This window comes from Vitreoscilla filiformis (assembly GCF_002222655.1).
Classification (GTDB): domain Bacteria; phylum Pseudomonadota; class Gammaproteobacteria; order Burkholderiales; family Burkholderiaceae_C; genus Ideonella; species Ideonella filiformis.
The window spans coordinates 1812701-1836074 of the sequence record NZ_CP022423.1 but is presented as its reverse complement, the minus strand read 5'-3'; the positions used below and the strand labels follow the sequence as shown (position 1 = coordinate 1836074).

24 protein-coding genes are annotated in these 23374 nt (G+C 58.0%); 13 read left to right on the top strand and 11 right to left on the bottom strand.

The genetic code is table 11. The features are described from left to right. The first annotated feature begins 25 nt into the window (after positions 1-25). The 5 genes from VITFI_RS08730 (at position 26) to ureE (ending at position 4816) form a co-directional block, all read left to right on the top strand. On the top strand, positions 26-328 hold the full coding sequence (locus tag VITFI_RS08730; RefSeq protein WP_089416620.1) for an urease subunit gamma: 303 nt from the start codon (positions 26-28) through the stop codon (positions 326-328). 13 nt (positions 329-341) lie between these two features. Beyond that, positions 342-647 (top strand): urease subunit beta, encoded by a 306-nt coding sequence (locus tag VITFI_RS08725; protein ID WP_089416619.1) that lies wholly within the window; start codon positions 342-344, stop codon positions 645-647. Positions 648-661: 14 nt separating this feature from the next. After that, complete coding sequence (ureC, locus tag VITFI_RS08720) at positions 662-2437, top strand: urease subunit alpha (RefSeq protein WP_089416618.1); 1776 nt, start codon at positions 662-664, stop codon at positions 2435-2437. A 161-nt stretch (positions 2438-2598) separates the two neighbouring features. Beyond that, positions 2599-4185, top strand: coding sequence for a hypothetical protein (locus VITFI_RS08715; RefSeq protein WP_198301380.1), 1587 nt, complete (start codon positions 2599-2601; stop codon positions 4183-4185). A gap of 31 nt (positions 4186-4216) precedes the next feature. Next, on the top strand, positions 4217-4816 hold the full coding sequence (gene ureE / locus VITFI_RS08710; RefSeq protein WP_089416616.1) for an urease accessory protein UreE: 600 nt from the start codon (positions 4217-4219) through the stop codon (positions 4814-4816). A 1-nt stretch (position 4817) separates the two neighbouring features. On the opposite strand, the gene VITFI_RS08705 is transcribed toward ureE, so the two are convergent. After that, entirely contained in the window at positions 4818-5729 is a 912-nt protein-coding gene (locus VITFI_RS08705) for a hypothetical protein (RefSeq protein WP_157725618.1), read from the bottom strand. Positions 5730-5946: 217 nt separating this feature from the next. On the opposite strand from VITFI_RS08705, the gene VITFI_RS08700 reads away from it, so the two are divergent. Genes VITFI_RS08700 through VITFI_RS08675 form a run of 7 tightly spaced genes read left to right on the top strand, consistent with a single transcriptional unit; the run spans position 5947 to position 11622 of the window. Further along, entirely contained in the window at positions 5947-6555 is a 609-nt protein-coding gene (locus VITFI_RS08700) for a TetR/AcrR family transcriptional regulator (RefSeq protein WP_089416614.1), read from the top strand. Further along, positions 6552-7703 carry an efflux RND transporter periplasmic adaptor subunit gene (locus VITFI_RS08695; RefSeq protein WP_089416613.1) on the top strand — a complete coding sequence of 384 codons (1152 nt, stop codon included), beginning with the start codon at positions 6552-6554 and terminating at the stop codon, positions 7701-7703. Before VITFI_RS08700 ends, VITFI_RS08695 begins: the two co-directional genes overlap by 4 nt. Continuing rightward, positions 7700-8401 carry an ABC transporter permease gene (locus tag VITFI_RS19000; RefSeq protein ID WP_232476529.1) on the top strand — a complete coding sequence of 234 codons (702 nt, stop codon included), beginning with the start codon at positions 7700-7702 and terminating at the stop codon, positions 8399-8401. Before VITFI_RS08695 ends, VITFI_RS19000 begins: the two co-directional genes overlap by 4 nt. Further along, on the top strand, positions 8398-8904 hold the full coding sequence (locus VITFI_RS18995; protein WP_232476527.1) for an ABC transporter permease: 507 nt from the start codon (positions 8398-8400) through the stop codon (positions 8902-8904). The genes VITFI_RS19000 and VITFI_RS18995 overlap by 4 nt, the downstream gene beginning before the upstream one ends. 2 nt (positions 8905-8906) lie before the next feature. After that, positions 8907-9617: an ABC transporter ATP-binding protein gene (locus tag VITFI_RS08685; RefSeq protein WP_089416612.1), complete on the top strand. Its 711-nt coding sequence runs from the start codon at positions 8907-8909 to the stop codon at positions 9615-9617. A 45-nt stretch (positions 9618-9662) separates the two neighbouring features. Further along, on the top strand, positions 9663-10124 hold the full coding sequence (locus tag VITFI_RS08680) for a cytochrome c (RefSeq protein ID WP_198301379.1): 462 nt from the start codon (positions 9663-9665) through the stop codon (positions 10122-10124). After that, positions 10111-11622, top strand: coding sequence for an efflux transporter outer membrane subunit (locus tag VITFI_RS08675; protein ID WP_089416611.1), 1512 nt, complete (start codon positions 10111-10113; stop codon positions 11620-11622). The genes VITFI_RS08680 and VITFI_RS08675 overlap by 14 nt, the downstream gene beginning before the upstream one ends. Here the strand turns inward: VITFI_RS08675 and VITFI_RS08670 are convergent. The 10 genes from VITFI_RS08670 to VITFI_RS08630 form a co-directional block, all read right to left on the bottom strand. Continuing rightward, positions 11609-12223: a recombinase family protein gene (locus VITFI_RS08670; RefSeq protein WP_089416610.1), complete on the bottom strand. Its 615-nt coding sequence runs from the start codon at positions 12221-12223 to the stop codon at positions 11609-11611. The two genes, VITFI_RS08675 and VITFI_RS08670, sit on opposite strands and share 14 nt — an antisense overlap. Before the next feature lie 60 nt (positions 12224-12283). Then, entirely contained in the window at positions 12284-14407 is a 2124-nt protein-coding gene (locus VITFI_RS18990; protein ID WP_456300716.1) for a TniB family NTP-binding protein, read from the bottom strand. A 2-nt stretch (positions 14408-14409) separates the two neighbouring features. Further along, entirely contained in the window at positions 14410-14595 is a 186-nt protein-coding gene (locus VITFI_RS18985; protein ID WP_456300715.1) for a hypothetical protein, read from the bottom strand. 29 nt (positions 14596-14624) lie between these two features. After that, a complete protein-coding gene (locus tag VITFI_RS08655) occupies positions 14625-16091 on the bottom strand; it encodes a transposase (protein ID WP_456300714.1) in 1467 nt (488 codons plus the stop codon). A gap of 99 nt (positions 16092-16190) precedes the next feature. Then, a complete protein-coding gene (locus VITFI_RS17900; RefSeq protein ID WP_157725617.1) occupies positions 16191-16565 on the bottom strand; it encodes a hypothetical protein in 375 nt (124 codons plus the stop codon). 131 nt (positions 16566-16696) lie between these two features. Then, a complete protein-coding gene (locus VITFI_RS08650) occupies positions 16697-18163 on the bottom strand; it encodes a LicD family protein (RefSeq protein WP_089416608.1) in 1467 nt (488 codons plus the stop codon). Positions 18164-18386: 223 nt separating this feature from the next. Beyond that, positions 18387-18764, bottom strand: a complete 378-nt coding sequence (gene tagD / locus VITFI_RS08645) for a glycerol-3-phosphate cytidylyltransferase (RefSeq protein WP_089416607.1) — start codon at positions 18762-18764, stop codon at positions 18387-18389. 42 nt (positions 18765-18806) lie between these two features. Beyond that, complete coding sequence (locus VITFI_RS08640) at positions 18807-19787, bottom strand: NAD(P)H-dependent glycerol-3-phosphate dehydrogenase (RefSeq protein WP_089416606.1); 981 nt, start codon at positions 19785-19787, stop codon at positions 18807-18809. Positions 19788-19842: 55 nt separating this feature from the next. Then, positions 19843-20484, bottom strand: coding sequence for an urease accessory protein UreG (gene ureG / locus VITFI_RS08635; protein WP_089416605.1), 642 nt, complete (start codon positions 20482-20484; stop codon positions 19843-19845). Positions 20485-20518: 34 nt separating this feature from the next. Then, a complete protein-coding gene (locus VITFI_RS08630) occupies positions 20519-21190 on the bottom strand; it encodes an urease accessory protein UreF (protein WP_089416604.1) in 672 nt (223 codons plus the stop codon). 95 nt (positions 21191-21285) lie between these two features. On the opposite strand from VITFI_RS08630, the gene metG reads away from it, so the two are divergent. Then, positions 21286-23328: a methionine--tRNA ligase gene (gene metG / locus VITFI_RS08625; RefSeq protein ID WP_089416603.1), complete on the top strand. Its 2043-nt coding sequence runs from the start codon at positions 21286-21288 to the stop codon at positions 23326-23328. Positions 23329-23374: the final 46 nt, after the last annotated feature.

The following is a 23374-nucleotide window of genomic DNA, read 5'->3' as shown; positions in this document are numbered from 1 at the left end:
TGGCCCGTTCATGCTGGAGACCCGGATGGAACTCACCCCCCGCGAAAAAGACAAGCTGCTCATCTTCACCGCCGCCTTGCTCGCCGAACGGCGTTTGGCGCGTGGCCTCAAGCTCAATTACCCGGAATCGGTGGCGCTGATCACCGCCGCCATCATGGAAGGCGCGCGCGACGGCAAAACCGTGGCCCAGCTCATGAGCGAGGGCAAAACCGTGCTCACCCGCGAGCAGGTGATGGACGGCATCGCCGAGATGATCCCCGAGATCCAGGTCGAAGCCACCTTCCCCGATGGCACCAAATTGGTGACCGTGCACCAACCCATTGCATGATCGGAGCGGCCCCATGATTCCCGGCGAACTTTTCACCGACGAGGGCGAGATCGCCCTCAACCCCAACCGGCGCACGCTCACCTTGGTGGTGCAAAACGCCAGCGACCGCCCCATTCAGGTGGGTTCGCACTATCACTTTGCCGAAACCAACGCCGGCCTGCGCTTTGACCGCGACGCTGCACGCGGCATGCGTCTGAACATCGCCAGCGGCACGGCGGTGCGTTTTGAGCCGGGGCAGCAACGCACCGTCGAATTGGTGGACTTGGCCGGCGAGCGCACCGTGTACGGTTTTCGCGGCCTGGTGCAAGGCAAGCTCTGAGGGAGACACACAACATGGCAACGATAGGAAAACGCGCCTACGCCGAAATGTTCGGCCCCACCGTGGGCGACCGGCTGCGCCTGGCCGATACGAACCTGATTCTGGAAGTCGAACAGGACTTCACGCTGCGCGCCGGCGGCTACGGCGAAGAAGTGAAGTTCGGCGGCGGCAAGACCATCCGCGACGGCATGGGCCAAAGCCAAGTGGTGAACGGCCCCGGGGCGCATGAGGCGTGCGATTGCGTCATCACCAACGCGGTGATCCTCGACCATTGGGGCATCGTCAAGGCAGACATTGGCCTCAAAGGCTCGCGCATCGTCGCCATCGGCAAAGCGGGCAACCCGGATGTGCAGCCGGGCGTGGACATCGTCATCGGCCCCGGCACCGAGATCATCGCGGCTGAAGGGATGATCGTGACGGCGGGGGCCATCGACACGCACATTCACTTCATCTGCCCGCAACAGATTGAAGAAGCCCTGAGCAGCGGCGTGACCACCATGATCGGCGGCGGCACCGGCCCGGCCACGGGCACGTTTGCCACCACCTGCACGCCAGGGCCGGAGAACCTCCGTCGCATGTTGGAAGCGGCGGACGCTTTCCCGATGAATCTGGGTTTCCTCGGCAAAGGCAACGCCAGCCGACCCGAGGCGCTGCGCCAGCAGGTGGAAGCCGGTGCCATCGGCCTGAAGCTGCACGAAGACTGGGGCACCACGCCGGCGGCCATCGACTGCTGCCTGAGCGTGGCCGAAGAAACCGATGTGCAGGTGGCGATCCACACCGACACGCTGAACGAATCGGGTTTTGTGGAGGACACGATTGCCGCCTTCAAGGGCCGCACCATTCACAGCTTCCACACCGAAGGCGCGGGCGGTGGCCACGCACCGGACATCATGCGTGTGGTGGGTGAGGCCAACGTGCTGCCCAGCTCCACCAACCCGACGCGGCCCTTCACCGTGAACACGCTGGATGAGCACCTCGACATGCTCATGGTGTGCCACCACCTGGACGCGGGCATTGCCGAAGATTTGGCCTTTGCCGAAAGCCGCATCCGCCGCGAAACCATTGCCGCCGAGGACATCCTGCATGACCTGGGTGCCATCAGCATGTTCAGTTCAGACAGCCAGGCGATGGGCCGCGTGGGTGAAGTCATCATCCGCTGCTGGCAGACGGCGCACAAGATGAAGGGCCAGCGCGGCTGGCTCGCCCCCTCTCCCCAGCCCTCTCCCGCGAGGGGAGAGGGAGCGTCCGCCGCTGAAACCTCCTCGCGCAACGACAACACCCGCTTGAAGCGCTACATCGCCAAACTCAGCATCAACCCGGCGCTGGCGCATGGCGTGAGCCACGAAGTGGGTTCGGTGGAAGTCGGCAAGTGGGCGGACTTGGTGTTTTGGAAACCGGCTTTCTTTGGCGTCAAACCCAGCTTGGTGATGAAGGGGGGTTTCATCGCCATGGCAGCGATGGGTGACCCGAATGCCAGCATCCCGACGCCCCAGCCGGTGCATTACCGATCGCAATTCGGCGCCTTTGGCGGGGCGCTGGCACGCGGTTCACTCACCTTTGTGAGCCAAGCCGCCCTGGGCAACGGCACGGCGGAAAGCTACGGCCTGCACAAGCGCTTGGCCGCCGTGAAGGGCTGCCGCAGCGTGAAAAAGGCCGACATGGTTCACAACCACTACACCCCGACGATGGAAATCGACGCGCAAACCTACAGCGTGCGCGCCGATGGTCAGTTGTTGACGTGTGAGCCGGCCACCGAGTTGCCGATGGCGCAGCGCTATTTCTTGTTCTGATTTTTACGAAAGTACACTGCTGCCGCAAGAACAGGTGCGCTCCGTCCCCAGACCGTCGAGCTCACCTGCTCTCGTCACCCTCCTCTGTGATGTGATAGCGTGGTCAACTGTTAGATAAATTTCAACAAGCCACTGATACAAGTGCTACAAAACTATCATCAATGTCCATTATGATTTTCTCTTCAAAACAAAAGTTCTTCACTCATTTCGCATCAAGATATATCATGGCAGGCGTACTATTAAGTACACCCTTGGTCATCTTACTGATGATGAGTTGGCTCATCGCTGGTAGAGTCATATACAGTCTCGACGATCCGTACATTCACTTAGCACTCGCTAAACAGATTGCAAACGGGCACTATGGAATCAACCCAGGCAGCTATAGCGCTCCCTCATCAAGTTTATTGTGGCCATTTCTACTAGCACCTTGGGCATGGTTAGGTGATTATTTTGATACAGTCCCACTGATCATTAACTGGGGATGCACTGTCGCCACCGGTTTATTTATATGGAATTTTTTAAAATCCATACACCCATGGGGAATTGCCACCCTTCAAACAACCCTCATCATGTTCGGCTTGAACATATGGGGTGTTGCATTTACAGGCATGGAACATTCACTACAACTGTTAATGGCCGCAGTTATCGCTAGCTCACTGATCAAGGCGCGCTATAGTTGGTATTTTTGGCTGAGCATTACTTTGTTACCCTGGGTTCGATATGAAGGCCTAGCAATCACCTTACCAACATTGACTTGGATCGCTTGGCAATTCTCTCAAGGCACGTCCGCCCCTAACGACTCCAAAAACACCCTTAGCGCTGCCATTTTTAGCCTCCTAATATCGTTAGGAGGACTCGCAATATTTTCAATCTGGCTGCATTCCGTCAACCTAGGGTGGATGCCATCATCCATCCTGTCGAAAACAGGAGGCCTGTTCGATTCCACACCCGATTTAGAAATACTAGAGGGGGCTATCGCCAATGCCCACCACCAATCATTTAATCTGACAGGCCAACTGTTACTGGTTTTGACTTCCATTAATGCATGCCTGGCCTTCTATCAAAAGAAGTGGAGTTGGGGCAGCTTGGTTATTATCCTCCCCGCCATCTTACATATGATATTCGGCCAATTTGGTTGGTTTGGACGTTACGAAAACTACGCACTCCTTTATCAAGTCATCATTACCTTCGGCACCACTCAATGGCTCAACCAACTCACAAAAGCACTTTTGCTGGGAATTATTTTTATCATGGCGAGCCCCCTGTGGGTTTGTACACAACTAACACCAGGCGCCATGAAAAACATTTGGGAACAACAATGGCAAATGAGCCTAATCGCGCGCGAACTCAATGCCCCCATCGCCGTCAATGACTTGGGCTTGGTTGCTTTACACAGTCAACAACCTGTGTTGGATCTATGGGGATTAGGTTCGATTGAAGCACTCAATGCGCGAAAAAGCAGGGCCCCCAACGATTTGTGGATTGAAGCCTTGATGACACGCCATCAAACCGAGTTTGCATTCGTGTACGACTCATGGTTTCATCACCTACCCGCCGGCTGGATTCCAGTTGCTCAGATGGTGTTACAGAGCCCCCCTGTCTCTGTTGGTGGCACTCGGGTCACCCTTTATGCCACCAACAACAAGGCAACCCAAAAACTACTCAGTGCAATAATAAGCTACTCTGAGAAAAATCCAACACAGGCCAGATCGCTACTAATAAATCCAACGTTACTCACTTCTCAATAGCCTCTTAACCCGAACAACCACACCCGACCCAATGCTCACCATCCAAAAAATCATCCCGCACGGCCATGGCTTGGCCGCTGTGCTGCTGAAGCGCGCCGCCACCGTCGAACTGGATTGGGATGTGCGCCAAAAAAGCCGCTTTGATGCCACCGATTCCACGGGGCGCCATGTGGGCGTGTTCCTGTCACGCGGCACTGTGGTGCGTGGAGGGGATGTGCTGGTGGCCGAGGACGGCACGCTCATCGTGGTGAAAGCCGCACCTCAACCCGTGCTGGAAGTGCGCCCCTGCGCCGAGCACGGCAGCCCATTTGACTTGGTGCGCGCCGCCTACCATCTGGGCAACCGCCACGTGCCGCTGGCGCTGGCACCCGACCGCCTGACGCTCGAACCCGACCATGTGTTGGCCGATATGCTGCGCCAGATGCACCTGATCGTCACTGAAACGCAAGCGCCGTTTGAACCCGAAGGGGGGGCCTACAGCGCAGGCTCACACAACCACCATGGACATGATCACCCCCCAACCACAGCACCAACGCCCACGCGCGGTAAAGCCATCGGGGTGGCTGTGGTGGCGGCCCCAGCGCCCCATGTGCATGGGCCGGGGTGTGGTCACGGCCATCACCACCACTGAATCAGTTGTCGATCCCGGGACGACCCTTGATCTGCACCGCAATGCGTGACAGCCGTGTGGCCAGCCGGGGCTCAACTGTGTCCAGCACCCGAGCGACTTGGCGCAGGGTGCTGTCCGCCGAGGCCTGTTGCTGAGCAATTCTCAGCAAAGCCGGTTGAATTGTTTCTTGTTTTTTGGCCTGAACTTCCAAAATATAACGAACCACCGTTTCAGATACGGTCGTTAGCACATCCCAAGGCAAACTGACCGTTTCCAATTCATCGGGGTAATCACTGAAATCTGTACCAAAAACCGGCTGTCCACCAAACCAGCGCCGCTCAACTTCGGCATTTGAAGCCGTGAAAGCAGCCAAAAAGCTTTGTGCTTGCGCCTTGGTGATCGTGGGTTTTCCGCTTGGATAACGCTGCGTCAGCCTATCGGCCATCTCTAGTCTCACCCGCCGCCCCACAACGCGCTCTTCCTCGCCCACGAAACGGGCAACGGCCTGGTTAATGGCCAGCAAGGCCAACGCCCCCACCGTCGACAAAGCCTCATTGTGCGCAGGAGACTCTTCGAGTTGCCCCACCAATTCAGGCCAACCACAGGCCTGTAAAAAATCCGCATACAAACTGCCGCTTGCAAATTGAGCACGCTCAAACAGGCGAACGGTCACGTGGTCTTCACCAAAGACGCTCGACCAGCGTTCGAGCAATTGTTGAAAATTATAGTAATGCGATCGTGCAGCACCCGCCTTGGGCAAAACGTTGCTGTGCGTCCAACCCACCCGCAGTGCGGTGCTGTACAAACTCACGGCCAAACGGTCTTGACGCCGCAGATACACAACGATGTTCACGGTTTTAAATAGACCATCGAACAAGTCAGACAGGCTCTGAATCTCCTCAACAGAGCTGTCATTTTCAGAAGACGACCGCACCAAACATCAGAAGCCGATTGCACTATGCCGGTGAAAGAAAAAAACTGGCCAAATTCAGTACGAGCTAAGCCTGCCTGTAGGGTCTCCACCGGCCAAGCCGAGTACCTCGGCCAGGATCGAGCTTGGCGTTGATTTCATTGGGTGCTGTCAGATAGGGCCTTGCTCTCATCGCACAACCTGATAAGATAGTAATAAATTACTTTCTTTTGGATTGGCGATGAGCGAACACCCTAAGCACCTTCCGGCTGATGAACGGCGAGCGGCCACCGTAGAGGCGGTGATCAACCTGGCGGCTGAGCAGAATCCCAGCGACATCACCACCACGGCGATCGCGCAGCGCATGGGCCTGACCCAAGGCGCGCTGTTCCGGCATTTCCCCACCAAGGATGCCATTCTCGAAGCAGTGATGACGTGGGTAGCTGAGCGTCTTCTTTCCCGAGTAGACAAGGCGGCCCAGAACATCACTTCTCCTCTTGCCGCGCTGGAAGCGGTCTTCATGGCTCATATCGACTTCGTTTCCGAGCATCCAGGCGTGCCACGGATGCTCTTCGGAGAGTTGCAGCGGCCCGGAGAAACACTCCCTAAAAGGATGGTTCAGACCTTGATTCAGCGGTACGGAGAACGCTTGCGCCATCTGCTGGAGAGGGGCAAGGCGATAGGCGAGCTTAATGCCAGCCTCGATATCGAGGCTGCCTCGGTATCGTTCATCGGCTCCATCCAGGGCTTGGTGATGCAGTCGCTCATCGCGGGTGACGCCGCTCGCATCCGTCGCGATGCCTCTGGTGTTTTTGCAATCTATCGTCGTGGCATTGGGAGTGCGTCATGAAATTTCCACGTCTACAACGCCGCACATTGGCCCTGGTCGCCGTCATCATTCCACTTCTACTGCTTTTCATCTATGTTGCTTTGCGTTCAGGGCCGTTGGCTCCTGTTGCAGCTACTGTCAGCACGGTAGAGTCCCGCTCCGTTGCCCCAGCATTAGCTGGTATAGGGACAGTGCAAGCGCGCTTTACTTACAAAATCGGCCCCACCGTTGCCGGGCGCGTCAAACGCTTGGATGTGCATGTCGGCGATACCGTTAAAGCAGGGCAAGTGCTCGGTGAAATGGATGCGGTGGACCTGGACGATCGCATCAGCGCTCAGCAGGCTGCAATCAAGAGTTCCGAAGCTGCACTTCGACAGGCTGCTGCCAAAGAAACTTTCGCGCAGACACAGGCCACACGCTATGAGCAGCTTTTATCGGTGCGTGGCACCAGCGAAGAAACGGTAGTCACCAAACGGCAAGAACTGGCTGTGGCGAGCGCGGCATTGGTCGCCTCGCGAGAAGATATCGCGCGTCTGCGCGCAGAGTTGGAAGCGCTCCGCGCTCAACGCGGAAACTTGAGGTTAGTGGCACCGGTTGCCGGACTGGTCGCAGCACGCGATGCAGACCCTGGCACCACGGTGGTGGCGGGGCAAGCGGTAATCGAAGTAATTGACACCGCAAGCCTGTGGGTTGATACACGCTTTGATCAAATCAGTGCCGAGGGACTGGCTACAGGGCTTCCAGCCAAGATTGTTCTGAGATCACGGCGATCTCAGGCTGTGGCGGGACACGTATTGCGCATCGAGCCTCGCGCCGATGCAGTGACTGAGGAAACCCTGGCAAAAATCGTTTTCAACGCGCCTCCAGTACCACTTCCACCATTGGGTGAGTTGGCGGAGGTGACTGTGCAACTGGGCGAATTGCCTGCCGCGCCGACCATCTCCAATGCCGCAATTCGGACAGTCGATGGAAAACGCGGTGTATGGAAGCTGGTTGAAGGAGGTTTGACTTTCACTCCGGTCGTGCTGGGCCGCTCCAGTCTTGATGGCCTGGTTCAGGTAGTTGAGGGCTTGAGCGTTGGCGATCAGGTCGTGCTCTACAGCGAAAAGACACTCAGCGCCAAGAGTCGGATTAACATCGTCGATCGTCTGCCAGGAGTCTCACCGTGATCAGCCTGGCCGGACGCGACATCCTTCATGCCTGGGGTAAATTCATCTTTACGGGCATTGGCTTGGGCCTGTTGATTGGCGTCACGCTGACCATGGCGGGTGTGTATCGCGGCATGGTCGATGACGGTAAGGTGTTGCTGGACAACAGTGGTGCCAACTTGTGGGTGGTACAGAAAGACACCCTGGGCCCTTATGCCGAGTCTTCCAGCATCCCTGATGACCTGTGGCGCAGCATCCGCACTCTGCCGGGCGTGGCAGAGGCCGCCAATGTGACCTACCTGACCATGCAGGTCGGAAGAGGTGAAAAAGATGTTCGTGCCATGGTCGTGGGCATCGCGGCAGGCGAACCGGGAACATCAGGCTGGCCACCTCAATTGGTCGCGGGACGCCAGATTACGCGTGGCCACTATGAGGCGGTAGCGGACATCGCCACAGGGTTTCGGCTGGGCGATGAGGTGAAGATTCGCCGCAACCATTACACAGTCGTTGGCCTGACCCGCCGCATGGTTTCCTCCAGTGGCGATCCGATGGTGTTTATCCCACTCAAGGATGCGCAAGAAGCGCAATTCCTCAAAGACAACGATGCCATCCTGATGCAGCGTCGCCGCACCGAAGCCAATCCGGTTTTTCAACCGCCCCGGCGTGCCCGGTCTGCTCGATGCTGTGATTGCCTCACAAAACCAGCAACAACTCGGTGAATGCCGTGCTGGTTCGTATCCAACCCGAATACTCTCCACAGGAGGTGGCCGAACCGATACGACGCTGGAAGCGGCTCACGGTTTATGACCGCGCACAGATGGAAGAGATTTTGGTAGGCAAACTCATTGCCACATCCGCCAAGCAAATCGCCATGTTTCTGGTGATTCTGGCTGTGGTCAGCGCCGCCATCGTGGCATTCATCATCTACACCCTGACCATGGACAAAATTCGCGAAATCGCGGTGCTCAAGCTCATCGGCACACGCAACCGCACCATTGCGGGAATGATCTTGCAGCAGGCGTTGGTACTTGGGGTCATCGGTTTTGTCGTTGGCAAGATCACGGCTACCTTCGCTGCACCCTTGTTTCCCAAATACGTATTGCTGATGCCCATCGATTCAATCTTGGGTTTCTTCGCGGTGATGGTTATTTGTGTGCTGGCCAGCGTTGTCGCCATCCGTATGGCACTGAAGGTCGATCCGGCCGAAGCGATTGGAGGCTGAACATGACGGCAAAAGGCATTCACATCGAAGGCTTGAGCAAGCGTTACGGAGAGAGAGACACTGCGGTTCTCGCCTTGAAGAACGTGAACATGCAGGTTGCGCCGGGCGAGGTGGTTGGCCTGATCGGCCCTTCCGGTTCCGGCAAGAGCACGTTGCTCAAGTGCCTGGGAGCCGTGATTGACCCCACCGCCGGTCGCATGGTGCTGGGAAACGAGGTGATTTTCGACGATGAATGGAAAGTGCGCGACCTGCGGGCTTTGCGCCGCGACAAGATCGGTTTCGTGTTTCAAGCGCCGTACCTGATCCCGTTTCTCGATGTCACCGATAACGTGGCGCTCTTGCCGATGCTCGCGGGTGCCGGCAATGACGATGCGCGAAAACGCGCGCTCGAACTGCTCACCGCTCTGGATGTGCAGCACCGCGCCAAGGCCATGCCGTCACAACTCTCAGGCGGAGAACAGCAACGCGTGGCTATTGCTCGCGGCTTGGTCAATCGACCACCAGTGATCCTGGCTGATGAACCAACGGCACCGCTGGATTCGGTGCGTGCGATGTCTGTCATCCGCATCCTCAACGACATGGCTCGGCGTTTTGAAACCGCCGTCATCGTCGTCACGCACGACGAAAAAATCATCCCGACGTTCAAGCGCATTTACCATATCCGCGATGGCGTCACTCACGAGGAAGCGGGTGAAGGGCGCAGTTTTGAATGACTGCGCCACTCGTTATCGATGTCGCTGAAAAAAGAAGGGGGTCTCATGAACAGCACTAAAAAACCGTTCCTGGTCATTTCCGCCGTGCTTTTCACGGTGATGACCATATCAGCCACCCCTGTCGGCGCGCAGACGGAAAAACCCGCAAAGCCGATGGCACTACGCGGTGTGATGGACAAATTAGGCCGCGACATGCAGGCCATTACAGGCGCAATTTCCAAGGAAGAGTGGGCGGTGGTTGTCGAGTTGGCTCCGAAGATTGCCAACCACGCAGAGCCTCCCGTCGCGGAAAAAATGCGCATTCTTGCTTGGCTCGGAACCGATGCTGGGAAGTTTCGCAGCCACGATGGGCAGACGCACGAATCTGCTACTGCTATGGGCGACGCAGCCAAGCGTGGTGATGGTCTAGCCGTTATCTCTGCTTTTTCGAAGGTACAACAAAGCTGCCTCGGTTGTCATCAGAGCTTCCGTAAGCCGTTCATGGAGCATTTTTATGAAAACCGATGACCTGACTTGCACAGGCCAATGCACGAAACCCAGTCAATGGCCGGCCAGAGCCCTGACATCTCTCGCACTTGTTGGTTTGTTGGCTGGTTGTGCGGTCGGGCCTGACTTCAAACGCCCCGAAGCGCCGACTACATCTAATTACACCGTTGCCACCATGCCAGCGCAAACCGCCTCGGCCGCAATCCTTTTGGGGGAGGTGCAAACCCTCCGGGTCGGTCGGGAGGTCAGTTTGGAATGGTGGCACAGCCTGGGGTCATCCAGACTCGATGCACTGATTGCACTGGCTTTACAAAACAGTCCAACGTTAGCCTCTGCAAAATCGACGCTGCTGCAGGCGCAGGAGCTTCATGCTGCGCAAGCGGGATCAACGCGCTACCCCCAAGTCGATGCGAATATCGGTGCGCAACGCCAACGGATGAGCCCCAGCGGTCTCGGACTGGCCGGCGATGCACGTGAGTTCAGTCTTTACAACGCCAGCGTTGGCGTGCATTACCGCCTCGACTTGGCTGGAGGGAATCGTCGTGCGTTGGAAGCGCTGGCCGCTCGTGTGGACTACCGGAGCCATGAACTGGCGGGCGCGCAACTGACCCTTGCGGCAAATATCACCACCACCGCCATTGTCCGAGCAAAACTCGCGGGTCAGCTTGCGGCCACCAAAGCGATGGTCGAAGCACAGGACGAGCAGATCAATGTCACCCGCAAGCGGGTGCGTCTTGGTCAAGCAGCACCGGACGAGCTGCTTGCACAGCAAACGCAGACCGAACAAACTCGTTCTGGACTACCCCTTTTGCTCAAGCAACTGCAACAAAGTGAGCATCTTCTGGCCACGCTTTCCGGCCAGGCCCCTGGTGACGCGAAGGTGCCCGATTTCACTTTGGCCGAGTTCAAACTGCCCACCGAATTGCCTCTTGTGATGCCTTCTGATCTGGTGCGCAGACGGCCTGATATTCAGGCGGCAGAAGCATTGCTCCACGCGGCGAATGCCGAATATGGGGTGGCGATCGCCAAGCTGTATCCTCAAATCAACCTCAGTGCAAACCTTGGCTCGCAAGCACTCACAACCGGGGCTCTTTTTGGCAGCAACTCTGCTGTTTGGAGTGTGCTGGGGCAGTTGACCCAGCCACTATTCAATCCGGGACTACCCGCAGAAAAACGGGCATCGCTGGCAGCATTGGATGCCGCAGCGGCAAATTATCAGGGCGTTGTGCTCGACGCTCTGCGCAACGTGGCGGACACATTGAGCGCACTGGAGCACGATGCACAGGCATTGAGTTCACTCGCGCTTGCAGACTCAACTGCACAGTCTTCCCTTGAATCCACTGGGCGTCAGTATGCGCTTGGCGCAGCCAGCTACACGCAATTGCTGATTGCAAGGCAGCAGGCTCAACAAAGTAGCATTGCCTTGGTCGCAGCGCAGGCGCAACGGCTTGCTGATAGTGCCGCACTATTTCAGGCGATGGGTGGAGGTTATGATGGATTGAAGGTCAAGCCTTACTGAGCAACTTCGTTCCGTCAGAACGCAACTGACCGGTGGGTGAAATATGCCGGTACAGGGTCTGCCGAGTAATTCCGAGTTCTTGGCACAAATCGCCAACCTTGGTTTCCGGCTGACCCATCGCCGCCATTGCCAGGCGCAACTTGGCCGCCGTCATCTTGAAAGGCCGACCGCCTTTGCGGCCGCGTGCCCGTGCCGACGCCAAACCCGCCACGGTGCGCTCGGCAATCAGCTCGCGCTCGAACTCGGCCAATGCCGCGAAGATGCCAAAGACCAGCTTGCCGGCGGCGGTCGTGGTGTCGATGGCCGCGCCATGCCCGGTCAGCACCTTGAGGCCGATGCCGCGTCCGGTCAGGTCGTGCACGGTGTTGATGAGGTGCCGCAGGTCGCGCCCGAGGCGATCCAGTTTCCACACGGCCAGCGTGTCGCCTGGCCGTAGCGCCTTGAGGCAGCTTACCAGACCGGGGCGATCCTCGCGTTTGCCGGATGCTTGATCCTCGTAGAGATGGTCCGGATCAACGCCGGCAGCAATCAGCGCGTCGCGCTGCAAGTCGGTCGCTTGAGAGCCGTCCGCTTTCGATACCCGCATATAGCCGATCAACATTTTGCACCTGTCACATATACGTTCGATTATGTGACAGTGTGAGCCAGAAAGCTCTGGCCGTCAAAATTTGTCACTTAACCCGTAATTTTGTCTAAGACATGCAAAGGGTTCATCAGGCTCATAATGTGACAGAAATTCCGGAGGGATGCCTTCCTCCGCGAAGGTGGCGCGCAACTGTTCCAAGGAAGCCGGGTCGCGCCGACCATAGGAAGCCAACGCGAACAGCGAGCGTGCCGTCTCGGGGTTGTGCCGCGCTTCAATGATGGCCTCGTCGATGGCCTGGACTGCACGCTGCCAGTGATTGATGGGTTCTGGCTTCGGCGCTTTCGTCGGTAGGCCGCTGGTGAACCCGGTTTGGGGCTCGGACCAGAATAGCTTTGCCTGCTCGCCTGGCGGGCTTATGTCCCTCACCTCAATCAAGTTGATTGCCGTTGCCGCCGCCTCCAGCATCTGCAATCGTACTGCCGGGTTCAGGGTTTCATACGGTCGCCACAGACTTTGCCCAGCACGCAGCGGATGCCCGCAGCTTTCCCAGACTTGGCGGAGATACCCCGCGCAGGTTCCACACGCGGAAAGTGGGGTGTTCAGCTCATCGAGCAGCGTGCGTAGCAGCCGAAACCACAATCCGGCGTGGATGCGCCGGCGCGGCAGCTCCACATACCCCATGGTCAGCGCCTGCCAGGTGCGCCGGTCCATCGCCGCAATCGGGTCGCTGGCGGTGCGTGGGGCGGCATCGGCATTCTCCCAGCCGAGAAAACGCCCTGGCACGCCCCAATAGGATTCCAGCCAGCAGCCATGCAGCGGGCAGCTCAGCATCAGGGGCAGCTTCCACACGAGCAGTACGGCTTGGTTCTCCGGATCGTTCAGGCAGAGCGGACAGGCGCGGTGTATCGGCTGGCTGGGGAGCCAGGCACGCCAGCTCGTGATGGATCGCGTCTTACGGCGGAGTCTTGGCAGCAGCACCGAGAGCTGAAACGCATAGGTTTCCAATGCGTCTGGAATCTGATCATCAAGGCTGTCCAGTAGCCAAGGCACCCAGCCGGCGAAGCTCATACTGCGCAGCCGGTCCAGCTCGATGCCGCTCCGTTGGGAAAGCATCGCCAGCAGCGAGAGTGGTGGCACGGTGTCTAGGTCATCGACGTGGCCGTGACCAAGATCGTGCTCCAGTAGGTCGGGCACCTCCATGTGATAGCAAAGGGCCACGCGGTTGAGCCATGAGGACAGCGCCTCGCCTTCTTTCGGGGCGGGATGCAGCGGCCAGCGTGGTGCCGGCTTCACATCAATTCCCGCTCGAACTGGCGTCGCCGCTCGCTGGGGCCGGTGTAATCGGCCATGCTGAGCGTGCGGTGGTTGATCGCTTCCTCGCCGCTCTCCACGGCGGCAATGGCCGCCGCCATCAGCAGGTGCGCCAGCTCGCCGATGGTGCCCTCGCTGCGCCGCGAGCAGGTAACGGGCCATGTCCGCCGTGGCAATCGGCGAGGATCGCCGCAGCGGGAGCGAGGCGGCGAAGCTGGCCAGCAGCGAACAGCAATCGTCGTTGTCCTCCCACACCGGCAGCATCATCGGCTCGAAGCGGTTTTCCAACTGGTCATCCGAACGGATCGCCAGGTAGGCGTCGCGCGTGCCGACCCCGACCAGCGGGATGCGCAACTCGTTGCCGAGGAAACGCAGCAGGTTGAGAAATTCCCGACGGTTGACGCTGTTGCCGGCCAGGACGTTGTGCAGCTCGTCGATGACCAGCATGCGCACCCCGACCTTGCGAAGCAGTGCCAGCGCCAGTTGCTCCATTTCCGGCAACCGTGGGCGCGGACGCAGTGGCGCACCCATCGCGGCGAGCAGCGCGACATAGAAGCGCATCACCGACGGTTCGGACGGCATCTGCACGACCAGCACCGGGATGTGTTCCTGGTCGGCGTCAGAACTGGCCGGATGCGTGCGCCGGAACTTTTCGATGATCATCGACTTGCCGTTGTTGGTCGGGCCAACCAGCAGCAAGTTGGGCATGCGTTGTTTGTTCGGCCACGCATACAGCGTTTCCAGCCTGTTCAACGCTTCGACCGCGCGGGGGTAGCCAATCCAGCGGTCGGCGCGGATACGCTGCACGCGCTCGTCCGCTGGCAGACGGGCCAGACCCTGCGCCGCCGGCAGCAGGTGAGACAGGTCGATAATGGGATATTCGTCCACGGCTACCACTCCTCGATCTGGTCGAACGGTTTGGCCGGCGGCAGGTTGTCGGCCTGCGGGTCGGTAATGTCCGTTCCCGGCGGAACGGGCTTGTCCGGCCGAGCGGATGCTTTGAGGTGTTGCCGACGATCCGCGTCACGCCGAGCCTTGCGTGTGGCCTTCTGCGCGGTGGTCACGATCTCGCGCATCTGGGCCGATCATGCGGAACAGCACCGACTCATCCACCTGTTCGCGCCCTTGGCTGCCGCAATTTCGCCAATGCTTGGCGTTGCTCCCAGAGGGTGACAGCCGGGTGCGACAAGGTACGGTAGGGGATTTCCAGGTAGTGCTGACCCTCCGGTTCCAGCACCCAGATACGGCTGATGTCGCGCGGGTCGCGCCGGATCAGGAAAGAGGGCTGGCGGTCGCGCCGTGCGATCCAAGGTTTGAGCGCGTCGGCGTAGTAGTGGATGTGGTCGATGACGAAGCCGGTGCGGGTCAGCGTGCGGCGGAGGATGGGCAGAAAATCGACCAGGAAAGCCGTGGCGCGGGTAACGACTGCTGGCACACCGATGCGCGCCACAGCCTCGGCCCAGCGCGCGGCCGGCGGCTGAAGCAGGCCGTTGTGCACGGAGCCGTGATAGGTGCCGACTGCCAGTGCGAGCCAGCGCTCCAGCTCGCGCAGTGTCAGGGCGGCCATCTTCTCGGAGTCGTACTCCCCGCGTTGGTCGGGATTGGAGAAGGTCGTTCCAGGCAGTTCGTCGTGGATCATCTGCATCGCCGTGCCGATGATCCGCTCCACGATGCCACCGTAGTGCGGCTGCCCGAGCGGACGATAGTCCAGCCGGATGCCATGCTGCTCGCAGCCCCGGCGCAGGGCCTCGCTCTTGAATTCGGCCGCGTTGTCCAGGTAGAGCAACATGGGCTTGCCGCTCATCGGCCAGTCCATTTCCACGTCCAACCCTTCCAGCCAAGGGCGCTTGTCGCAGGCGACATGCGCGAGGCAAAGGCCGACCGAGACGGCGGACGGCGCTTCCAACGTGACCACCATGCCGAGCACACAGCGGGTGAACACGTCGATGGCGATGGTGAGGTACGGACGGCCGATCGGTTGCCGGTCGCGCTCGTCCACCACGATCAGGTCGATGACCGTGTGGTCGATCTGCACCTGCTCAAGCGGCGCAGTCACGGCGGGAGGCACGCCGCCGGCACCTTGGAGGTCTCGGGACGCATCCTGGCCTTCCCGGCGGCGAGTGACTTTGCGCGGATCGAGGCCGGCGATCCGCAACGCCACAGTGTTGCGCGCCGGCACCCGCAGCTTCTGCGCTTTGCAAGCCTGCGCGACCTCGCGGTGGAACGCCGCCAGGCTGCGCTTCTGTTTGGTCAGAAACCGCTTTTGCAGCAGGTCGCGGATGATGCGTTCGATCGGCTCCGGCAAGCGGCCCTTACCTTTGCCGCCGCTCGACTGCCCAAGAACCAGGTCAGTGACCAGCCCCGAGCCTTGCCGGGCACGGCGGATCAGGATGTAGACCTGCCGCCGGGACAGACCCAGTACCTGGGCTGCCGCGTCGGCCGCTTCATGCCCTACCGTCTCCGACTGTGCCAGCGGCCCGATGATCTCCGCGCGACGGCGCGCACGCTCCCATGCCTGATCTGGCAGGGTGGCAACGCCGTGCTCGGTAATCGGTGTGGTATCGGTCGCCATGCTCACCTCGCTTTGGTGCACACGAGTATTGAGCATAGTCGAGATCGGTGCGGATGACTTCTGATATTACGCCGTCAGGAGTGGCCTGCACACTTGGCGTCACGCCCCGTCAGTTGGTGCAGTCGTCTTCTGAAAATGACAAGAGCGTAAACGCGAATGTAAATGCTCGGAGCTGACCACCACTGTTTGGATCGACTCCGGAAAAGCATCAATCTCCGCTCTCACACGCTGGCGCATGAGGTCATACCACGCCACACCAGCCGGAATATTCTCACTGCACCAAGGAACAGGCAAGCGTTCACGATCACGAAAACTCGCATAGTGCGCCAACAATCGATTGTTAGGGACACCCACGCATCGCAGCAACCCAATGCCGCGAGAAGCCAACCGAGCCTCATTCAGGTACAAGTAATGCTGAAGACTTGTTGTCCCGGTTTTTTCAATTCCAATGTGAATGACAAGACGCTCTTTCAAGGCAACAACTCCAACGTGATTGCCTCCCCGACAAGAAACCGAACCGCTGCAAGTGGTCATGCAGCGCCAGCCAACGAAAAAGAAACGCGACGTTGCTTGATTTTTAACGATTATCCGTGCGATTTCTCATCCTAAAGCGCTATCGATCGGTGCCCCTCACGCAACCTAAAAAGTGGATCTGGCGTAGACCAGCCTTCACCATATCGAGCCATCAAAAACCCAATCGGATCCGTTGGAATGGGAAGATTGCAGTTTTCCATATGCAGTTTTTGGGGAGTTTGGAAAAAAACATCGGGAACTGCCCCATATCGAACCCCTGCCATTGGCAAATATACCTGACCGCTGCTCGAATCTCGCCAGCCAAGGAAGACATCGACATGCTTGGCACCTGCCGTACAAATCAAAAATGGCAAATCTGAGCCATTCGTCATCCGGCGCGATACTTTAAAGCCCAACGACTTAATTCGCCCCACCAAAAGATCAATTTGGTTCACGAGTGATTCTCTGCTTGATGCAACAAAAAGCAGATCAACATCATCATCGTGCGGCAGCAACCTCCCATCTCGGACGATCCCCAATAAAGCGCCGTACGACAAATACAAATCGGTTCCAGGCAGCGCTGCAAGATCGTCAGCGATCACCTGCGTGCATTCCAGCAGCGCTTGATCCGAGGGACGTTCGTTCCGAGCGAACACACCATGCCCAAGCATCACCAACGCGCCCCGTTGATTCACAATTTCGGGCCGCAGCAGTGCTTGATTGATCGAATCATAAAGAACATTATCCAGCTGATCGATGGGACTGAACTTTAACCTTCCAAAAGCAGTCTTGGCATCAAGCGCCAAACAGCGGAGTAAGAATTCAAAAACAATCAGATCTCGCCCTGAGGCCCCCAACATCTTGAGCTGAAGCGCGATGGACAACAGGTATCTAACCCAGCTCACGAGTTGAGTCGCCGAAATTGCACACGGTACCTGCGCAGCATTACCTACCAGACGGTCGACCGCAGAATGCTCCCACAACAGATCAGCGCCTGGTTTCTCAGCCTTCTCATGCGCATCCAGCGCCATTAGCCATTTCTCGCGGAACGCCTCGATCAGCTGCGAAATTTGTTCATTCGGGCTCTCTTGAAGAGCGCTGCGATATAGCCATGCTTCATAGTCCTGAAGAAAATCTCCTGAGCCGTTAGAGAATAATGCTGCTTTCGAAGCCTCTCCCCTATTAGCAACACCAACACTGAGATAACACGAGTTAGACCAAGCCCCATCCGAACGATTGCAGATCCGAAGACCCGACAGATTCATTGCCTTTTTAAACTTGAGCTCAGCGAATGGTTTCTTTTCGCGCTTGGTCACCAAAAATCGATTGCCCTTCGCCGTCAACCACTCTTGTGGTGCACGACGCTCGCTGGACAAAACAACCGCATCAATAACTGCATCATCCAGGGCAACCCACACCCCTTCACAGAAGGCTTCAACATGCCCCACAGTCAGAGAACCGGGAACCCGGAGCTGAAACATAACCGAATCAACCAACCGAGGAGTGAAAAGGAAAATGATCTCAGTCCCGTCGTGCGATCCAAAGATAAAAGGCTTCATTTGTTCTTTCGTTATGACGCTTGTAACCGCATTACAACACAACCCAACTCAGCTGGCTTCATGCTGATCATGCGCATTTTGCAGTGATTTTAAATTTTGGTGGCATCTTGCAAACCAGGCATCCAAGTATACCCGCCGATAAGCTTTGCATTGCACCGCTCATCACGACACACGTTACGGTGCGCTTTTCATGGTGGTTTTAAAATCACCAAAATTCACACCATCAACCTTTCAAACCCGCCTTAATCTGAGTGGTTGATATCCCAGGAGTTCTCGGAAGATACCACACTTCTTTTAAAAAATCAAACTGCCCCGCCCAATCATCCCCAATCACAAAAACGTCAATGCGATTATTTTGAACGTCGCTCAACTTCTGTTCCCAGTTTTCCTCCGGGATGACTTCATCGACATACCGAATCGCAGCCAAAACGTGGGCTCTTTCAGCAAAACTATGGAAGCACTTTTTGCCTTTTAACGCATTAAACTCATCTGTGGACAGCGCAACCGTCAGGTGGTCACCCAAGTCACGCGCACGCTTCAACAAATTGACGTGCCCATGATGCAACAGATCAAATGTTCCATACGTGATGACTTTCTTCATACAAACCTCGTAATTATCAGTCAGCGTGTCTTAGTGTCTTAATCAGCCCTTGGCCAAACTCTTGAAATATTCCTGCGGGCTTTTTTGACCCTCAAAAATCTCATTCAAACCATGAATTAGGGGGAAGTGCCCTGCGGTCGCGATGGTGTGTTGGGTGAGCAAACGTGTCGCCTTCTTGCCCTCGGTGACAGGCCCGGCACCTTGTGTCACAAAATTGAAACCTCTTCCGATCAATAATCCCAGTGTTCGGTTGCGGCTTGTGTCGTTGAGCGACGTCATGAGCATGTCGCCCAGCCCCGCGTACGTGAACATGACACTGGGATCAAAGCCGAAGTGAATCAGCAGACGATGGCACTCCGCAATGATTTTGCTCAAAATCATGAACCGGGTATTGGGGTTGTCTTCGATCGCATCGCAAATGCCCATGATGACGGCAAACACATTTTTCACCGCCGCAACAAATTCGACGCCCGAGAGATCCAAGTGCTCTTCGGGACTGACGTTCGACCCCTCAAAAACTTGCAAAACCTCTTTGGATCGTGTCAGGTCACTCAACGCCAAGGTCATTCCCGTCGGAGCGCCGTGCAGCAACGGGCGTGCAAAATTGGGGCCCTTCAGAGAAAGAGAACCAATCACCACCCCTGGCAATTCGTTCGCCAAAGCTCGGTCCAAAGTCAGTGTTTCTTCATGCAGCCCCTTGGCAAGGTTGATGACACACGCTCGAGTTTGCAGCATGGGCCGAATCGCAGCAGCAGTCTCGAGGATGCTGCGCGACGGAACCGCTAAAAATACCATCCCGGCAGTCGACACTTCCTCCAACGCACAAGCTGCTTTCAAGTCGCGTGGGAGTTTGGCATCCGGCAAGTATTTTTCGTTCACCCGTCGACTGTTGATCGACTCCGCAACCGCCCGATCCCGAACGATCAAAGTGACCCGGTTTCCTGCCTTCGCCAAGGCAGCGCCTAACGAGGTTCCAAACGTCCCACCACCTAATACAACCAAATGCGTTGCGTCATGCTTCATACTTCTTCCTTGATTTCAATATAGATAATAGTTTTGCCAAATTTCTCCATTGATATTATTTTATCAACAACCCTTTTCTCTCAATGAATTCAATTACTTGATTCAACCCCAACTGCGTTTTAAGATTGGTCATGACGTAAGGTTTGGTAGGCCGCATTCGTTGGGTATCTGCCTCCATCACCGCCAAGTCTGCACCCACGTGAGGCGCCAAGTCGATCTTGTTGATCACAAACAAATCACTCTTGGTGATGCCCGGCCCGCCCTTGCGTGGAATTTTTTCGCCTGCCGCCACGTCGATCACGTAAATCGTCAGGTCGGACAACTCCGGGCTGAACGTCGCTGCCAAGTTGTCACCGCCGCTTTCGATGAACACGATGTCTGCATCGGGGAATTTTTCCAGCATCCGATCAACCGCTTCCAAATTGATCGAAGCGTCTTCACGGATCGCCGTGTGCGGGCAGCCGCCGGTTTCCACGCCCATGATGCGCTCGGGGTCGAGTGCGCCGGCCACCGTCAGCAGGCGCTGGTCTTCTTTGGTGTAAATGTCGTTGGTGACGACGACGAGGTCCCACTTCTCGCGCATCGTCTTGCACAGCATCTCAACCAGGGTGGTTTTACCGGAACCCACCGGGCCACCGACGCCCACCCGCAAGGGCGGCAGTTTCTTGGTGCGTTGGGCGGGGCGATGTGTTGTCATGGTGAACCGTTGTTGCGTCTGAAATAGCGCCTGCTCACGAGCGGAACAGGCGGGAGTATTGGGCCTCATGCTGCGCCGACAAAATCGCCAGCATCGGCGCAAACGATTGGCGTTGTACCGCCGGCAAAGCCAACGCTTCATCGACCACGGCGGGTAGCGCGTCGGCCAGGGTGCTCAGGATGCGCTGGCCCGCACTTTGCCCCAAAGGCACCGCCTTGATCGCCGCTTGCACCATGTTTTCCGCCCAGCCGAAGCCGTGCGCCAGAAGCACGTCACGTGCCGAAGCACCAGTGAACACACCAGCCAGGGCAAAAGCCACCGGCCACGTTGGCGCAGGCGCCAGGGCGGCCAATTGGGCCACGCGAGCATCGTCCGGCTGGCGCTGGCGCAACCATTCGGTGAGCGAACGGCCCATTTGCTCGGTCTGTTGGCGCAGCTCGCTGGTTTCGCGGGTGTGGCGCACCCAGTCGTTGAGCGCGGTGGCGGCGGGCAGGTCGTGGCGTTGCCAAGCGGCCATCGCTTCGGCCACGATGTGCAAGTCCGCCCGGCCCAAACTCAAGCGCAACTGAGCCAACAGCCACGTTTGCGCTTGGGCTTCGTTGCCCACATGGCCAAACTCCACCGCTGCCTCCAACCCTTCTGAATAGCTGAAGCCGCCCACCGGCAACGCCGGTGAGGCCAACCACATCAATTGCAGTAAGGACATGCGCCTGTCGCCCCGAAACCCAGAAGGCGCCAATTGTGCCCGGCGACGCCACCTAAAATCCGCTGCTTTGTCGCTTCCAGCTTGCTGCTGCTGCCATGACCCGCAAACTTTTCGTCACCACCGCCCTGCCCTACGCCAACGCGCCCTTCCACGTCGGGCACATGATGGAGTACATCCAGGCCGACATCTGGGTGCGGGCGCAGCGCATGAAGGGTGCGCAGGTTCACTTCGTCTGCGCTGACGACGCGCACGGTGCGCCGATCATGATCGCCGCCGAAAAAGCGGGCAAAACGCCGCAGCAGTTTGTGGGTGAAGTGGCCGCCGGACGCGCCAAGTACCTGAACGGTTTCCACATCGCTTTCGACAACTGGCACTCCACCGACGGCCCAGAAAACCACGAACTCGCGCAAGACATCTACCGCGCCCTGCGCAAGAACGAGCTGATCAGCGTGAAGTCGATTGAACAGTTCTTCGACCCGGAAAAGGGGATGTTCCTGCCGGATCGTTTCATCAAGGGCGAGTGCCCGAAGTGCGGCGCCAAAGACCAGTACGGTGACAACTGCGATGCCTGCGGCGCCGTCTACGCCCCGACCGAGCTGAAAAACCCGTACTCAGCCCTGTCCGGTGCCACGCCGGTGATGAAGACTTCGGATCACTACTTTTTCAAGCTGTCCGACCCACGTTGCGTGGAGTTTCTGGAAGGCTGGACAAGCACGCCGGGCCGCCTGCAACCCGAAGTGCTGAACAAAATCAAGGAGTGGTTCACCAAGGATGACGACGGCAACGGCGGCCTGGGTGACTGGGACATCAGCCGCGATGCGCCTTACTTCGGCATCGAAATCCCCGATGCGCCGGGCAAATACTTCTATGTGTGGCTGGACGCGCCGATTGGCTACCTGGCTTCGCTGAAGAACTACTTCGGCAAGATCGGCCAAGATTACGACGCGTTTTTTGCCGACCCGAACGTCGAGCAAGTTCACTTCATCGGCAAGGACATCACCTACTTCCACACCCTGTTCTGGCCGGCGATGCTGCACTTCAGTGGCCGCAAGACGCCGGACAAGGTGAACGTCCACGGTTTCATCACCGTCAGCGGCGAGAAGATGAGCAAGAGCCGGGGCACGGGCATCAGCCCGCTCAAGTATTTGGAGCTGGGCATGCACCCGGAGTGGCTGCGTTACTACATCGCCGCCAAGCTCAACAGCCGCGTGGAAGACATCGACTTCAACCCGGATGACTTCATCGCCCGCGTGAACTCGGACTTGGTGGGCAAGTACATCAACATTGCTTCGCGTGCAGCGGGCTTCCTCACCAAGCGCTTTGGCGGCCAGCTCTCCACCGATCTGGGCGTGGAGGGCAACACGCTGCTGGACGCGCTGCGTGCCCACCGCGCCACCCTCGAACAACTGTTTGAGGAACGCGAGTACGGCAAGGCGCTGCGCGAAATCATGGCGCTGGCCGACAAGGTCAACGAGTACGTGGACGCGAACAAGCCTTGGGAGCTGGCGAAGAAAGAAGGCGCCGACGCGCTGCTGCAAGACGTGTGCAGCACCTGCATCGAAGCCTTCCGCGTGCTCACCATCTACTTGAAGCCGGTGCTGCCTGCGCTGGCGGCCAACGTGGAAGCCTTCTTGAAGGTGTCGCCGTTCACTTTCGCGGATGTGGAACAGGCGCTGGGCGCCCACGTCATCGGTGAATACAAGCACCTGATGCAACGCGTCGATCCGAAGCTGTTGGATGCGCTGTTTGAGCCGCCGGCGCCCATCCAAGTGGTGCCGGGCGGTGAGCCGCTGGCGCCCGAAATCAAGATCGATGATTTCAGCAAGGTGGATTTGCGCATCGCCAAAATCGTCAAGGCCGAAGAAGTGCCGGGCTCGGACAAGCTCCTGCGCCTCACCCTGGATGTGGGCGAAGGCAAGACGCGCAACGTGTTTTCCGGCATCAAGAGCGCTTACAAACCCGCCGATCTGGAAGGCAAACTCACCGTGATGGTGGCCAACCTGGCACCGCGCAAGATGAAATTTGGCCTGAGCGAAGGCATGGTGCTGGCCGCCAGCCATGCCGACGAGAAGGCGCACCCCGGCATCTTCGTGCTGGAACCGTTCCCCGGCGCACAACCCGGTATGCGCGTGCGCTGACGCTTTCCTGGGACAGGCCCCGGGAAACATCGACTTGTGACACCCC